Raw genomic sequence first — 14,483 nt, 5'->3', positions numbered from 1 at the left:
GCGTCGTTCTTACTTGTCCAGCGCGATGTCGGGCGCGTCTTCGGCCTTCATGCCGATGACATTATAGCCCGCATCGACATGGTGGATCTCACCCGTCACGCCCGAAGCGAGGTCCGACAGCAGGTAAAGGCCGGCACCGCCGACATCGTCGATCGTCACGTTGCGACGCAGCGGCGAGTTCAGCTCGTTCCACTTCATGATGTAGCGGAAATCACCGATGCCGCTGGCGGCCAGCGTCTTGATCGGGCCGGCCGAGATCGCGTTGACGCGGATATTTTCCGGGCCCAGGTCCATCGCCAGATATTTGACGCTGGTTTCCAGCGCCGCCTTGGCCACGCCCATGACGTTGTAATGGGGGATGACCTTTTCCGCGCCATAATAGCTCAGCGTCAGCAGGCTGCCGCCTTCCTTCATCAGCTTGCGCGCGCGGGCCGCGACGGCGACGAAGCTGTAGACCGAGATGTTCATGGTCATCAGGAAATTGTCGAGGCTGGTGTCGGCATAGAGGCCGCGCAGCTCATTCTTGTCGGAAAAGCCGATCGCATGGACGACGAAGTCCAGCTTGCCCCAGCGCGCCTCGATCTCGGCAAAGGCCTCGTCCAGCTTCGCCATGTCGGATACGTCGCAGTCGATCAGGAAGTCCGAGCCCAGCTGTTCCGCCAGCGGCTTGACGCGCTTGGCCAGCGCCTCGCCCTGGTAGGAGAAGGCTAGTTCCGCGCCCTGCGCATGCAGTTGCTGCGAAATACCCCAAGCCAGCGACTTGTCGTTCGCCAGCCCCATGATGAGCCCGCGCTTTCCCGCCATCAAGCCTGTCATATCGTCGTTCCGTTCCCTTTGTCCTGCACGGTGCCGGCTGCTTCGTCTTCCGGAAATTCCGCCAGTGCCGCATTCAATTCGGCGCCAATTACCACGCCAAGCCCCACGAGAAAGAAAAAAATGAGGGTGATCATGACACCGGCCAGACTGCCATAGGTCCGGTCATAGCCGCCCAGCATCGACAATGTGACCGGCAATAGCAGAGTGACGGCATACCACCACAGCGCGGTGGCGACGGCGCCGGGCCATTTGGGAAAGCGCTTGTCGCGGTAGAGCGACGGGGTCAGCGAGACATAGAGCGAGTGGAGCGCCACGCATAATATCGCCATCGGCACCAGCTTGGCCGAGGAAACCCAGGCGATCGCCTCATCCGCGAAGGGCAGCAGCCGGTGGAGCAGCTGGTCCACCGCGGTAATCATCACCTGCATGGAAAAGGCGAACATCACCGCCAGCACGCTGACCAGCGTGATCCCGACCGACGCCAGCCGGTAACGCCAGAAGGGCTTGGTGCTCTTCGTCCCATAGGCGCGGCGCAATATGTCGCGGATCGTCTCGATCAGGCTGCCCACGGTCCAGAGCCCCACCAGACCGCCGAACCAGAGCAGATTGCCGGAACGCGCCTGCAACACATCGCTGATCGGCTGGCGCACGACATCGGCAACGCCGCGCGGCACGGTATAGAGAAAGGCATTCACCGCCGACAGCCCGTCCGACGTGCGGCCGAAGACGCTGGCGACGGCGGCCGCGACGATGAAGAAGGGAAACAGCGTCATCAGCGAGAGATAGGCCAGGTTCCCCGCATGGATGAACCCGTCACTATAGACGCCCACCATCACCCGCTTGGCGATCTCGAAGCTGCGCGATCCCGGCCGGACCCGATCGATCTGGCGATGGAATTTCTCCTGCGCCTGCGCCGCCATGTGGCGGCGCGACTCCGGACTATAAGGGGAAGGCAGCGGCACCCTTGCCGAACGTCCTAGACGCCCAGATGGGTCCGCACCGCGCGACCATCCTGCCAATCCTCGACCAGCTGAAGGATCACCGGATCATCGGCAGGCACGTCGATCAGCAAGGTCACAAGCTGGTCGCCGCGCTGGCCATCCTTGCCGGTAAAGCCCTTGCCGCGCAGCCGCAGCGTCTTGCCCGATGTGGTGCCGGCAGGCACGCCCAGCATCACCGGGCCATCGACGGTCGGCACCTTCACCTTGCCGCCCTTCACCGCCTCGTTGATGGTGATCGGCAAATCGAGCAACACATTGTCGCCATCGCGCTTGAAGAAGGGATGCGACTTCACCTCGATGGTGACGATCGCGTCGCCCGCACCGCCAGCGCCCGCCTGCCCCTTGCCGGTCAGGCGCATCTGCGTGCCGGTTTCGACCCCGGCGGGCATCTTCAGGTCGATCGTCTTGCCATCCTGCAGGGTGATGCGCTGCGGCGCCAGCGTCGCAGCGTCGACGAACTGCACCGCCAGTCGATAGGCGACATTGGCCCCCTTGGCCGGCGGCGCGCCGCGACCAAAGCCGCCAAAGCCGCCGCCACCCCCGGCGCGACGGCCCGCGCCGCCGAACAGGCCTTCGAAAATATCGCCGAAATCGGCGCCGCCCTCGTTGAACTCGAACCCGCCGGGACGGCCACGCCCGCCGCCACCGCCGCCAAAGCCGAAGGGCGCGGTCGGATTGCCGTCGGCATCGATCTCGCCCCGGTCGAAACGGGCCCGCTTGTCCTTGTCCGACAGCAGGTCATAGGCGTTGGTCACGGCCGAGAATTTCTCCGCCGCCTTCGGATTGTCCTGATTCTTGTCGGGGTGATATTGCTTGGCCAGCTTGCGATAGGCGGACTTAATCTCCGCTTCGCTCGCGCTGCGCGCCACACCCAGAGTGGAATAGGGATCCGCCATCTATCATCCTGTTATGCTGAAACCGGTATCTGCCGCATCACGGCCATATCGCCCCTATGTGGCCGAAGGCCGGGCATCGTTCAAGCTGCGGCGCATCCGTATCGACAGTGCGGTGCCGGGAATCTAAGGCAGGGGCATGACCGATCCCTTCGCCCTTTTCGACGAGTGGTATGCGCAGGCGCGCGAGACCGAACTCAATGACAGCAACGCCATGGCGTTGGCCACGGCCGATGCACAGGGCCGCCCGTCGGTCCGCATGGTGCTGCTCAAGGGCCATGGCCCCGACGGCTTCATCTTCTACACCAATTTCGAGGGGCGCAAGGCCGGCGACCTGCTCGCCAATCCGCATGCCGCCCTGCTGTTCCACTGGAAGTCGGTGCGCCGCCAGATCCGGATCGAGGGCAGCGTCGGCCCGGTCGACGACGCCACCGCCGACGCCTATTTCGCCACCCGCAGCCGCGACAGCCAGCTGGGCGCCTGGGCCTCCGACCAGTCCCGCCCGCTGCCCTCGCGCGCCGTCTTCATGGATCGCTATGAAGAGGTGCGCGCCCGGTTCGAAGGTGGCCCGGTGCCGCGTCCACCCCACTGGTCGGGCTTCCGCCTGACCCCGGAACGGATCGAGTTCTGGCAGGATCGCGAGCATCGCCTGCATGAACGGCGCGTCTTCTCCCGCCGGGAAAATGGCTGGAACGAAGGGCTTCTCTACCCCTGAGCGAGCACCATGCCATTGTCCTGCCGTAAAACAGGGCGCGGAATATGGTGGCTCATTCGTCTATCCCCGCACAGTCCAAGCCTGCCCGATTGCGGGCTGGCCGGGCGCCTGTTAGGTGTCACCACCCAGCAGAACAGAATGAATGCGCGGGCGGACCGCTCGCTGGCTAGAGGAATATAATGCGAAATCGACTGACGGCCTACATCCTGACAGGCATGGTCCTGGGCGTGATCGTGGGCTTCGTGGCCAATCTCTGGGTCGGCGGGGATGAAGCGCTGGCCAAGGATGTGGCGGGCTATTTTCACCTTCTGGCCGACATCTTCCTTCATCTGATCAAGATGATCATCGCGCCGCTGGTCTTTTCCACGCTGGTCGCGGGCATCGCCCATATGGGCGACAGCGCGGCGCTGGGGCGGATCGGCGGGCGCGCGCTCGCCTGGTTCATCATCGCCAGCCTGATCTCGCTGACCTTGGGCCTGATCTTCGTCAATTTCTTCGAGCCGGGCGCCGGCCTCAACCTCGTCCGGTCGGGCGCGGATGCAGGCGTCAACACCGAAGCGCTCAATTTCCGCGACTTCATCCTGCACGTCTTCCCGACGTCGATGATCGGCGCGATGGCGGACAACCAGATCCTGCAGATCGTCGTCTTCTCGCTGTTCGTCGGCGTCGCGCTGACCGCCATCGGCGAAAAGGGCAAGCCGATCATCACCGTGATCGAGGCGCTGGTCGAACTGATGCTGCAGGTCACCGGCTATGTCATGCGGGTCGCGCCGCTCGCCGTGTTCGGCGCGCTCGCCTCGTCGGTGACGGTGCAGGGCCTGGGCGTGCTCAAGACCTATGGCGCGCTGGTCGGCGAATTCTACATCGCCCTCATCTGCCTGTGGGTGCTGCTGTTCGGCGCGGGTGCGATTTTCCTCGGCAAGCGGATGTTCAAGCTGATCCGCTATGTCCGCGAGCCGATCCTGATCGCCTTCTCGACCGCCTCGTCGGAAGCCGCCTATCCCAAGATGCTGGAACAGCTCGACCGGTTCGGCGTGCCGCGCCGCATCTACAGCTTCGTGCTGCCGCTGGGCTACAGCTTCAACCTCGACGGCTCGATGATGTATGCGACCTTCGCGACCATCTTCATCGCCCAGGCCTATGGCATCGACCTGCCGATCGCGACCCAGATCACGATCCTGCTCGTCCTGATGGTCACCAGCAAGGGCATCGCCGCCGTGCCGCGCGCCTCGCTGGTCGTGGTCGCCGCCACGCTCGGCCAGTTCGACCTGCCGGTCGAGGGCGTCGCCTTCATCCTGGCGGTCGACCATTTCATGGACATGGGCCGCACCGCGACCAACGTGCTGGGCAATGCCATCGCCACCTCGGTCATCACCAAGTGGGAAGGTATGCTGGAGGTGGAGGAGCCGGTCGACGTGCCCCATCCCAAGGCGCCGGCCCATACCCCGTCCCATGGCCGGGCCGGGCTGGAACTGGCCTCCGACATGGTCGACGAAGACCGCAAGGGATAAGCCCGCGCTTCAATGCCAAAGAAAAAGCCCCGCCTGCATCATGCCGGCGGGGCTTTTTGTTACCTTACCACAGGACACCACGCACCGGCGTGACAGGATCTGGCGCCGGATCGCCGATCGACTGGAGCAGGTCGATCTCGATCGTCCGGCACATCGCGGTCAGCGGCACGTCATGCACGCTGTCGGCAAAGGGATCGGTCAGATCGTCGCCGATCCGCAGCACCGCCATGAACATCAGGCCCGCCACCGTCGAACCGAGCGGCGTGGCGAAACCCAGCGTCTCGACCAGCCCGATCGGCAGCAGGATACAGAAGAGATGGGTGAACACGACCGGCAGCAGTCGATATTGGAAGGGCAGCGGCGTGTTCTTCAGCCGCTCCATCCCGCCCTGGGCATTGGCGATGTCGACCAGCACCTTTTCCATCTGGGTCTGCTGGATGGTATCGATCCAGCCTTCCCGCCGCGCCATGTCGATCCGCCGGCCGGTGCTGTCGAGCAGACCATTGGCCGGATTGGCGCGCGCCAGCGCCTTGCCCTTGTCCTCCTCGCGCAGGAATTTGGTCACATCCTCGCCGATCGTCTGGCGCCGCAACTGGCAGCGCAGCGCATTCACATAGGCAATCTGGCGCTTGACGATTTCGCGCTTGAGGTCGCGTGCCTCCGGGTCGGGCAGGAAATTGCGCGCAGACCGCGCCAGGCTGCGCGATGCGTTGATCATCGCCCCCCACAATGTGCGCCCTTCCCACCAGCGCTGGTAACTGCTGTTCGACCGGAAGCCCAGGAACAGGGCGAGGGCCGAACCAAAGATGGTGAGCGGCAGCGAAGGGGCCTTGAACGGCAACAGATAATAAGCGGCCGTGACCGCACAGTCCCACACGAACAGCGCGGTCAGCGGTTTCCACACTTCCGATGCGATCCGGCGCATGCTGGGGACGGCATCAACGATCATGCAAGACTCCTTCTGGTGAACCGGCCCAACGCCCGAGCATGTAGCTATGCTCCGTCGATGCCCTAACGAAACGAAATATTGCCGGCCGCGCAACCCGCTTCCGCATGGCTCGTTGGTCGGGAGGAAGAGGAGAGGCCATGAGTGATCCGGGCACAGAGGAACAGGCGGGCCGGCGCGCGGCCTTCTCGCTACAATGGCAGATGCTGGTCGGCTTCCTGATCGGCCTCACTGCCGGACTGGTCGCCTATGCCGTGAACCCCGGCGCGCCCTGGATCGATGCGGTCACCCGCTATCTCACCGGCCCGATCGGCCAAATCTTCCTGCGGCTGCTGTTCATGCTGGTGATCCCGCTGCTGGTCTCCGCGCTGATCGTCGGCATCGCCGAAATGGGCGAGATGCGCTCGCTGCGCCGGGTGGGGCTGCGCACTCTCCTCTATACGCTGATCGTGTCGGGAATCGCCGTCGTCATCAGCCTGGCGCTAGTCAACCTGCTGCAACCGGGCAGCGGCGTCGATCCGGCACAGGCGCGCGCACTGCTGGCCGATGCGGGCCAGGGGGCGCAGGCGATCCTCGACCGCGGCGCCGACACGCCCACCGGCATGCAGGCGCTGATCGCGATCGTCCCCGACAATGTGATCGCGGCGATGGCCGACAATGACATATTGGCGGTGATGGTCTTCGCCCTCTTCTTCGGCATCGGGCTGATGCTGGTGCAGACGAAGGAAACGAAGCTGCTGCTCGACGCGATGGAGGGACTGTTCGCGGTGACGATGCGCCTCATATCGATCGTCATCCGCTTGGCGCCGATCGCCATCGCCTGCTTCATGTTCAACCTCGCCGCGCAGTTCGGCTGGGACTTGCTGCTGCGCCTGTCCGCCTATGTCGGGGTCGTGCTGCTGGCGCTCGCGATTCAGATGTTCGGCATCTATTCGCTGCTGATCGCCTTGCTGGCGCACCGGTCGCCGCTACGCTTCTTCGCCGCCGTGCAGGAAGCAAGCGTCATGGCCTTTGCCACTGCCTCCTCCAACGCCACCCTGCCGACCGCCATCCGCGTTGCGGAGGAGAATCTGCACCTGCCGCGCCGCATCGCCCGCTTCGTCCTCACCATCGGCGCCACCGCCAACCAGAATGGCACGGCGATGTTCGAGGGGATCACCGTCCTCTTCCTCGCCCAATTCTTCCATGTCGACCTCAGCCTTGGCCAGCAGTTGATGGTGATGCTGGTCTGCATATTGGGCGGGGTCGGCACGGCAGGGGTGCCCGCCGGGTCGCTACCGGTGGTGGCGATGATCCTGGCGATGGTCGGCATCCCGCCCGAGGGGATTGGGCTGGTGCTGGGCGTCGACCGGCTGCTCGACATGTGCCGCACCGCGCTCAACGTCACCGGCGACCTTGTGGCCGCGACGGTGATATCGGCGCGCGAGGATATCAGCGCTGCGCCTTCGCCGCCAGCGCCCACCAGATGAGCGTGTCGGCGAAACCGGCAAAGCCCCGATCCAGCGCCGCGCCGCCCTCCCCCTGGGGCCGGGCCTGCTCGTCCAGCACCTGCCCGATCTGGCCGACGCTCAGCCGCTCCGGCATCACCGCCATGCCCATGGCGGACAGTGTCACCGTCCAGTCGGCATGGCTGTTCACCCCGGCAAAACGCCCCATCGAGTAGCTGGCAATCGCGGCGGGGCGACGGTCGAACTCCTTGAGATAATGGTCGACCAGATTCTTGAGGCCCGGCTGCATGCCGCGATTATATTCGCCCGCGACGAAGACGAAGGCATCGGCAGCGGACAGGCGCTGCGCCAGCAGCGCCATGGCGGCAGGCGCCTCGCCGGCCGGATAATCGCTGTATCGCAGGTCGAGCATCGGCAGGCCGATCGCCTTGGCATCGACCAGTTCCGCCTTGTGGCCCAGCCCCTCAAAGCCGCGGATCAGATAATCCGCCAGCCGTATGCCAAGCCGGCCGCGTCGATAGGAGCCGTAGAGGACGAGAATGTCGAGTGCCATGCGGAGCCTCCTGCCTTGATGTCGAAAGACTTGTCGCATCCTGCCCCGATCGGGTCCAGCCGGCCTTCCAATCTTTCAATATTTCACGATGCGAAATTGCATTTCACATGACGGAACGCCATCATCACATCAATGACCGACACGGGAGGATGCGGATGAAGAGGATGGCGCTGCTGGCCTGCATGGGCCTGCTGATGGCCAATGGCGATGTCGAGCCGGGCCAGCCGATCAGCCCCCGCTTTGCCGGCGATCCCTCGCCGCACTGGTTCGACGACCGCTGGTATCTCTATGCCACCGACGACGCGGCCAATTCCGGCCGCTACTGGGACAGCACAAGCTGGCGCCTCTACAGCTCAACCGACATGAAAAGCTGGCAGGATGACGGCGCCTTTCTCGACGTCACCACCTTCCAATGGGCACGGCCCGATGCCAAGGCCTGGGCACCCGAAGTCGCTCAACGCAACGGACACTATTATTTCTATGCGCCGATCGGCGGCGACCGGATCGGCGTTGCGGTCGCCGACCAGCCCCAGGGCCCGTATCGCGACGCGCGCGGCGACGCGTTGATCGACAAGGCGCGCGACGCCAATGCCGGCGCCGAACCGATCGACCCCGCCGTCTTCATCGACACGGACGGACAGGCCTATCTCTATTTCGGCACCCGCGTGCCCAAGGTGGTGCGGCTGAAGCCCGACATGATCCATGTCGACGGCTCGATCATGGATGTCGTCGTCACCGGACTGCCGGCGCGCGATCCGAAGAAGAAATATGGCGAGGCGCCCTATCTCCACGCCCACAAGGGCCGCTATTATTTCAGCTTCTCGACCGGCTGGCCCGGCCAGATCATCTATGGCACCGCCGCCTCGCCGCTCGGCCCCTTCGCCTATGGCGGGGTGATCCTCGACTATCTGCCGATCTCGACCAATCATCAGGCGATCGTCGAGCGGGGCGGCAAGAGCTGGCTCTTCTATCATGACAGGCTGCTGCCCGACGGCGGCGATCATCGGCGGTCGATCACCATCGCACCGCTGACCTATGCCAAGGACGGGGCCATCCAGCCGGTCCAGCGCCACGCCCCGGAATGAGGAAAGGCCGGACGTTTCCGCCCGGCCTTCTCATCTCTCAGCGCAGCTTGGCGATCGACAACCCGTCCTGCTTGGCGCGGGTCTTCACCGATTCCTCACTGCGGGTCAGCGCCTTGGCGATTGCCTTGAGCGCCATGCCCTTCTTGGCGAGCGTATGTAGCTTCTGGACCTCATCCTGGGTCCAGGGCTGCTTGTGCCGCTCGAAACGTTCGCCGGCCATGCCCCTTAATCCGCGAAGGGATCGCGGACGAGGATGGTGTCGTCGCGTTCCGGGCTGGTCGACACGAGCGTGACCGGGCAGCCGATCAGTTCCTCGATACGGCGGATATATTTGATCGCCTGTGCCGGAAGCTCCGCCCAGCTGCGCGCGCCGGCGGTGGTTTCGCTCCAGCCGGCGATGCTTTCATAGATCGGCTCGGCCTTGGCCTGGTCCTGCGCATGGGCGGGCAGATAGTCGAAGCTCTGGTCGCCGATCTTGTAGCCGACGCAGATCTTCAGCTCTTCAAAGCCATCGAGCACGTCCAGCTTGGTCAGCGCAATGCCGGTCACGCCCGAAACCGCGACCGACTGGCGCACCAGCACTGCGTCGAACCAGCCGCAGCGGCGCTTGCGACCGGTGACGGTGCCGAATTCATGGCCACGCTCGCCCAGGCGCTGGCCGACGTCATTTTCCTGCTCGGTCGGGAACGGGCCGGACCCGACGCGGGTGGTATAGGCCTTGACGATGCCCAGCACGAAGCCGGCGCCATTGGGGCCAAGGCCGGTACCGCTCGCCGCCGTGCCCGCCACCGTGTTGGACGAGGTGACGAAGGGATAGGTGCCATGGTCGATGTCGAGCAAAGTGCCCTGCGCGCCCTCGAACAGGATGCGCTTGCCTTCCGACTTGGCCTTGTTGAGCGTCAGCCAGACCGGCTTGACGAAAGGCAGGATGAACGCCGCGATTTCGGTCAGGTCGGCCATCAGCTGGGCGCGGTCGATCGGCGCTTCACCGAAACCAGCGCGCAGCGCGTCATGATGCGCGGTCAGGCGATCAATCTGCAGGTCGAGATCGTCGAGATGGGCCAGGTCGCAGACGCGGATGGCGCGGCGGCCGACCTTGTCCTCATAGGCCGGGCCGATGCCGCGACGGGTGGTGCCGATCTTGCCGGCGCCCGACGCGTCCTCACGCAGGCCGTCGAGGTCGCGGTGGAAAGGCAGGATCAGCGGGCAGGTCTCGGCGATCTGCAAGTTTGCCGGGGTGATCTCGACGCCCTGCCCCTTGAGCTTGGCGACCTCGTCACGGAAATGCCAGGGATCCAGCACCACGCCATTGCCGATCACCGACAGCGTGCCACGCACGATGCCCGACGGCAGCAGCGAGAGCTTGTAGACCTTTTCGCCGACGACCAGCGTGTGGCCGGCATTATGTCCGCCCTGGAAACGGGCGACGACATCGGCGCGCTCCGACAGCCAGTCGACGATCTTGCCCTTGCCTTCGTCACCCCATTGGGCGCCGATCACGGTAACATTTGCCATGGATACACTCCTCCGCCCGCCGCGCGGACCGGCCATGCCCTTCGACGGGACTCGGCATGCCGGTGGAATAGGTTGGGCAGGGTACGCCCTGTGCGGGGCGCGCGTTAGCCGGGCATGGCCGATGCGTCAAGGTTGGAGCGCCATTACACTTTGATACCAGGTGCCGACTTTACGACAGGATGCGCCCTCGCGATCATGCCGGCACAGGGGCAGCAAAGGACGACCAGATGCGCAGACGGCTGACTCCCATCCTGATTCTCTCCCTGCTCGCGGGCATGCCGCTGGCCGCGCAGGCCCAGCCCGCCGCCGCCGTGCCGCACACCATGACCTATGGCCGCGATCCGCTGCAGGCGCTCGATTTCTGGCCGGGCAAGGGCACGAAGGCACCCCTTGTCATCTTCGTCCATGGCGGCGGCTGGAAGCGCGGCAGCAAGGACAATGCCACCGGCGCGGCCAAGGCGCCCCATTATACCGGCCTGGGCTATGCCTTCGCCTCGATCAATTACCGGCTGGTTCCCGATGCCACGGTTGAGCAGCAGGCACAGGACGTCGCAGACGCGGCCGCCCATCTGCGCAGCCAGGCGGTGACGCTGGGCATCGACCCCGGCCGTATCATTCTGATGGGCCATAGCGCCGGCGCGCACCTCGTCGCGCTGGTCGGCACCGATATGCGCTATTTCGCCAAGGCCGCGCTGAAGCCCGATGCCGTGCGCGGCATCATCGCACTGGATGGCGCGGCTTATGACGTGCCAACGCAGATGGCGCAGGGCGGCCGATTCATGGCGAAAACCTATGAACAGGCGTTCGGCACCGATCCGGCGCGGCAGAAGGCGCTATCGCCCACCTTGCAGGCGGCAAAGCCCAATGCCCCCGATTTCCTGCTGCTGCATGTCGATCGGGTCGACGGCACCGCCCAGTCCAATGCGCTCGCCGCCGCGCTGCGCAAGGCGGGCGCACCAGTAGAGATTCATGCCCTACCCGGACGCGGGCTGCGCGGCCATATGCAGATCAACCGCGAGATGGGCGATGCCGACTATGCCGGCACCGGCATCGTGGACGCCTGGCTGCGCCGGCTGTTCGGTCAGTAGGCGCGGGGCTCGCTGCCATCCAGCCAGTGGGAACAGCGCTGGGCCGCGCCATCTTCGCCGTCAGCCAGGGCCGCAACCGTGTGCCAGCCCTCGGCCCGCAGCGCGGCCGCGCGCACGGCATCATGGCCGACCGGCAGGAACAGGCGCCGGGGCCGTTCGTCGCCAAAGCCCGCGTCGATCAGCGGATCGGGATAGAGCGAAAAGCCCATGGCGGGCTCGTCCGTTTCGCCGGCACGGGCAATGGCATAGCTGCCGCCACGGCCGATCTCGCCGATGAAGCCCTCGGCAAAGATGGAGAAGCCGAACCAGTTCTGGAATTCGAAACCGTGCCGTTCGGTCGGGTCGAGGGTCAGGGTGATGTCCCAGCCGATCGGCTTGGCGATCGCGCGCAGGCCCGCGATGCGGCTGTCTATGGCGCCACCCAGGCTGGCGCTGAACGCCTCCAGCCGTTCCATCGCGGCGTGGAACGGGCCAGTCGCCTCGATCAGCGGCAGATAGGCGGCGGCGGCCGGGCTGATCGCCACCAGCGCGCCGGCATCCTTGGCGTCCAGTTCGGCGCGCACGGCTTCCAGTTCCTCCGCCCCCAGCGGCAACGGACCAGCAGCCAGCGCGTCGATCAGGTCGGGCAAGGTGAAATCGATGGTGATGCCGGTGACGCCGGCGGCAGTCAGCGCCTCGATCGCGATGTTGACGATCTCGACCGCGGCGGCGGCGCTGTCGCTGCCGATCAGTTCGGCGCCCAGCTGCATCTTCTCGCGCTCGGGGCGCAGCTGGCTCGCCTTCTGGCGGATCACCGGCCCGGCATAGGACAGGCGCAACGGACGCGGCGCGCTGCGCAGGCGGGTGGCGGCGATGCGACCGACCTGCGCGGTCATGTCGGGGCGGAAGGCCAAAGTGCGCTGCGACACCGGGTCGACGGCACGGACCAGATCCTGCGCGCGCATCGACTTGAGCCGCTGGGTCAGTGTGTCCTCGAACTCCGCCAGCGGCGGCATGACCCGTTCATAACCATGGGTCGCGACCGTATCGAGCACGCGGCGCGCCAGGCGCGCGGAAGCTTCGGCCTGCGGCGGCAGGCGATCGGATAGCCCCTCCGGGAGCAGGCTTGGCGGGATCATGGTCATGGGACAGGCCCTTTAGCGGAATTTTGGGGTTAGGCCATCCCCTACCCCCGTTCGGTTCGAGCTTGTCGAGAACTGTTCTCGACAACGCTTCTCGACAAGCTTGAAGCCTGTCCTGAGCGCCTGCCTTGCAGGCAGTCGAAGGGCTGCTCGAACCGAACGGCAGATATTTAGGTCAGCTTAGGCGAAGCGCAGCAGCTTCACCTGCTTCACGCCGGCGAGGTTGCAGATCGCCCAGCGCAGCGGTTCGGTGACGGTGCCGTCGACCGACAGCAGCAGCACGGCTTCGCCGCCCTGATTGCGACGACCCAGATGGAAGGTGCCGATATTGACGTCCGACTCGCCCAGCTTCGAGCCCAGGCGACCGATGAAGCCCGGCGCATCCTGGTTGACGATGTAGAGCATGTGGCCGTCGAGATCGGCTTCGACCTTGATGCCGAACAGCTCGACCAGACGCGGCTGGGCATGGCCGAACAGCGTGCCGGCCACCGACTTGTCGCCTGCTTCGGTCGAAACGGTGACGCGCACCAGCGTCTGATAGTCGCCCTCGCGGTCATGGCGCACTTCACGCACGTCCAGGCCACGCTCCTTCGCCAGGAAGGGCGCGTTGACCATGTTCACCGTGTCCGAATAGACGCGCATCAGGCCGGCCAGCACCGCGGCGGTGATCGGCTTCTGGTTCAGCTCGGCGGCATGGCCCTCGACCTCGACCGCAACGCCGGTGATGGCATCGCCTTCCAGCTGGCCGATCAGGCTGCCCAGCTTTTCCGCCAGCGCCATATAGGGCTTGAGCTTGGGCGCTTCCTCGGCCGACAGGCTGGGGACGTTCAGTGCATTGGTGATGCCGCCGTCGAGCAGATAGTCGCTGAGCTGTTCGGCCACCTGCAGCGCGACATTGACCTGTGCTTCGTCGGTCGATGCGCCCAGATGCGGGGTGCAGATGAAGTTCGGCGTGCCGAACAGCGGCGATTCCTTGGCGGGCTCGGTCTGGAACACGTCGAGCGCGGCGCCGGCGACATGGCCCGAATCCAGCGCCTCCTTCAGCGCCGCTTCGTCGATCAGGCCGCCACGGGCACAGTTGACGATACGTACGCCCTTCTTGGTCTTGGCCAGATTTTCCTTCGACAGGATGTTGCGGGTCTGGTCGGTCAGCGGCGTGTGCAGCGTGATGAAGTCGGCCTTCGCCAGCAGCGTGTCGAGATCGGCCTTTTCCACGCCCATTTCCACGGCGCGCTCGGGCGTCAGGAACGGATCGAAGGCAACGACCTTCATCTTGAGGCCGAGCGCGCGGCTGGCAACGATCGAGCCGATATTGCCGGCGCCGATCAGGCCCAGCGTCTTGCCGGTGACTTCCACGCCCATGAAGCCGTTCTTGGGCCACAGGCCCTGCTGCGTCTGGGCATTGGCTTCGGGGATCTGGCGGGCCAGCGCGAACATCAGCGCGATGGCATGTTCGGCGGTGGTGATCGAGTTGCCGAACGGCGTGTTCATCACGATCACGCCCTGGGCCGATGCGGCCGGGATATCGACATTGTCGACGCCGATACCGGCGCGGCCGATGACCTTGAGGTTGGTCGCGGCGTCGAGAATCGCCTTGGTGACCTTGGTCGAGCTGCGGATGGCGAGGCCGTCATAGGCGCCGATCATCGCGGCCAGTTCTTCCGGCGTCTGGCCGGTGATGACGTCAACCTCGACACCACGCTCGCGGAAGATCGCGGCGGCGCGGGGGTCCATCTTGTCGGAAATGAGAACCTTGGGCATGGGAATATCCTTCTGGAATATCTGTAACCG

Annotated in this window: 14 protein-coding genes; 5 read left to right on the top strand and 9 right to left on the bottom strand. The window is 65.2% G+C overall.

Features of this window, described 5'->3' with window-relative positions; genetic code table 11:
• Nucleotides 1–9: 9 nt before the first annotated feature.
• From fabI to AC13EK_RS10410, 3 genes are read right to left on the bottom strand one after another with little or no spacing between them, the layout of a single operon-like run.
• Entirely contained in the window at nucleotides 10–816 is an 807-nt protein-coding gene (gene fabI, locus AC13EK_RS10420; RefSeq protein WP_004209757.1) for an enoyl-ACP reductase FabI, read from the bottom strand.
• Complete coding sequence (locus AC13EK_RS10415; RefSeq protein WP_004209756.1) at nucleotides 813–1,736, bottom strand: YihY/virulence factor BrkB family protein; 924 nt, start codon at nucleotides 1,734–1,736, stop codon at nucleotides 813–815. The genes fabI and AC13EK_RS10415 overlap by 4 nt, the downstream gene beginning before the upstream one ends.
• Nucleotides 1,737–1,792: 56 nt before the next feature.
• Nucleotides 1,793–2,713, bottom strand: coding sequence for a DnaJ C-terminal domain-containing protein (locus AC13EK_RS10410; protein WP_069336560.1), 921 nt, complete (start codon nucleotides 2,711–2,713; stop codon nucleotides 1,793–1,795).
• A 136-nt stretch (nucleotides 2,714–2,849) separates the two neighbouring features.
• Between AC13EK_RS10410 and pdxH the strand changes: the two genes are divergently transcribed.
• Together pdxH and AC13EK_RS10400 are read left to right on the top strand one after the other, a co-directional pair.
• Nucleotides 2,850–3,425 carry a pyridoxamine 5'-phosphate oxidase gene (pdxH, locus tag AC13EK_RS10405; protein ID WP_069336561.1) on the top strand — a complete coding sequence of 192 codons (576 nt, stop codon included), beginning with the start codon at nucleotides 2,850–2,852 and terminating at the stop codon, nucleotides 3,423–3,425.
• Between the two features lie 179 nt (nucleotides 3,426–3,604).
• Nucleotides 3,605–4,936: a dicarboxylate/amino acid:cation symporter gene (locus AC13EK_RS10400; RefSeq protein ID WP_004209753.1), complete on the top strand. Its 1,332-nt coding sequence runs from the start codon at nucleotides 3,605–3,607 to the stop codon at nucleotides 4,934–4,936.
• 64 nt (nucleotides 4,937–5,000) lie between these two features.
• Here AC13EK_RS10400 and AC13EK_RS10395 read toward each other — a convergent pair whose 3' ends face one another.
• A complete protein-coding gene (locus tag AC13EK_RS10395; RefSeq protein WP_010335581.1) occupies nucleotides 5,001–5,885 on the bottom strand; it encodes a bestrophin family protein in 885 nt (294 codons plus the stop codon).
• 137 nt (nucleotides 5,886–6,022) lie between these two features.
• On the opposite strand from AC13EK_RS10395, the gene AC13EK_RS10390 reads away from it, so the two are divergent.
• Nucleotides 6,023–7,351: a dicarboxylate/amino acid:cation symporter gene (locus tag AC13EK_RS10390; protein WP_069336562.1), complete on the top strand. Its 1,329-nt coding sequence runs from the start codon at nucleotides 6,023–6,025 to the stop codon at nucleotides 7,349–7,351.
• On the opposite strand, the gene AC13EK_RS10385 is transcribed toward AC13EK_RS10390, so the two are convergent.
• Entirely contained in the window at nucleotides 7,314–7,883 is a 570-nt protein-coding gene (locus AC13EK_RS10385; protein WP_069336563.1) for an NADPH-dependent FMN reductase, read from the bottom strand. The two genes, AC13EK_RS10390 and AC13EK_RS10385, sit on opposite strands and share 38 nt — an antisense overlap.
• A 155-nt stretch (nucleotides 7,884–8,038) precedes the next feature.
• On the opposite strand from AC13EK_RS10385, the gene AC13EK_RS10380 reads away from it, so the two are divergent.
• Nucleotides 8,039–8,968 (top strand): family 43 glycosylhydrolase, encoded by a 930-nt coding sequence (locus tag AC13EK_RS10380; RefSeq protein ID WP_069336564.1) that lies wholly within the window; start codon nucleotides 8,039–8,041, stop codon nucleotides 8,966–8,968.
• Nucleotides 8,969–9,005: 37 nt separating this feature from the next.
• Here AC13EK_RS10380 and AC13EK_RS10375 read toward each other — a convergent pair whose 3' ends face one another.
• Nucleotides 9,006–9,188: a hypothetical protein gene (locus AC13EK_RS10375; RefSeq protein WP_004209747.1), complete on the bottom strand. Its 183-nt coding sequence runs from the start codon at nucleotides 9,186–9,188 to the stop codon at nucleotides 9,006–9,008.
• 5 nt (nucleotides 9,189–9,193) lie between these two features.
• Nucleotides 9,194–10,483, bottom strand: a complete 1,290-nt coding sequence (locus tag AC13EK_RS10370) for an adenylosuccinate synthase (protein ID WP_048936184.1) — start codon at nucleotides 10,481–10,483, stop codon at nucleotides 9,194–9,196.
• A gap of 227 nt (nucleotides 10,484–10,710) precedes the next feature.
• Here AC13EK_RS10370 and AC13EK_RS10365 point away from each other — a divergent pair, with 227 nt between their 5' ends.
• A complete protein-coding gene (locus AC13EK_RS10365; protein ID WP_069336565.1) occupies nucleotides 10,711–11,571 on the top strand; it encodes an alpha/beta hydrolase in 861 nt (286 codons plus the stop codon).
• Here the strand turns inward: AC13EK_RS10365 and AC13EK_RS10360 are convergent.
• Complete coding sequence (locus tag AC13EK_RS10360) at nucleotides 11,565–12,695, bottom strand: ATP phosphoribosyltransferase regulatory subunit (RefSeq protein ID WP_048936182.1); 1,131 nt, start codon at nucleotides 12,693–12,695, stop codon at nucleotides 11,565–11,567. The two genes, AC13EK_RS10365 and AC13EK_RS10360, sit on opposite strands and share 7 nt — an antisense overlap.
• A 177-nt stretch (nucleotides 12,696–12,872) precedes the next feature.
• Nucleotides 12,873–14,453 (bottom strand): phosphoglycerate dehydrogenase, encoded by a 1,581-nt coding sequence (gene serA, locus AC13EK_RS10355; RefSeq protein WP_026109465.1) that lies wholly within the window; start codon nucleotides 14,451–14,453, stop codon nucleotides 12,873–12,875.
• Between the last annotated feature and the right edge of the window lie 30 nt (nucleotides 14,454–14,483).

Source organism: Sphingobium sp. L-44, assembly GCF_056859495.1.
Note: the sequence above shows the minus strand (reverse complement) of the source record. Positions and strands in the feature narration are given on the sequence as shown.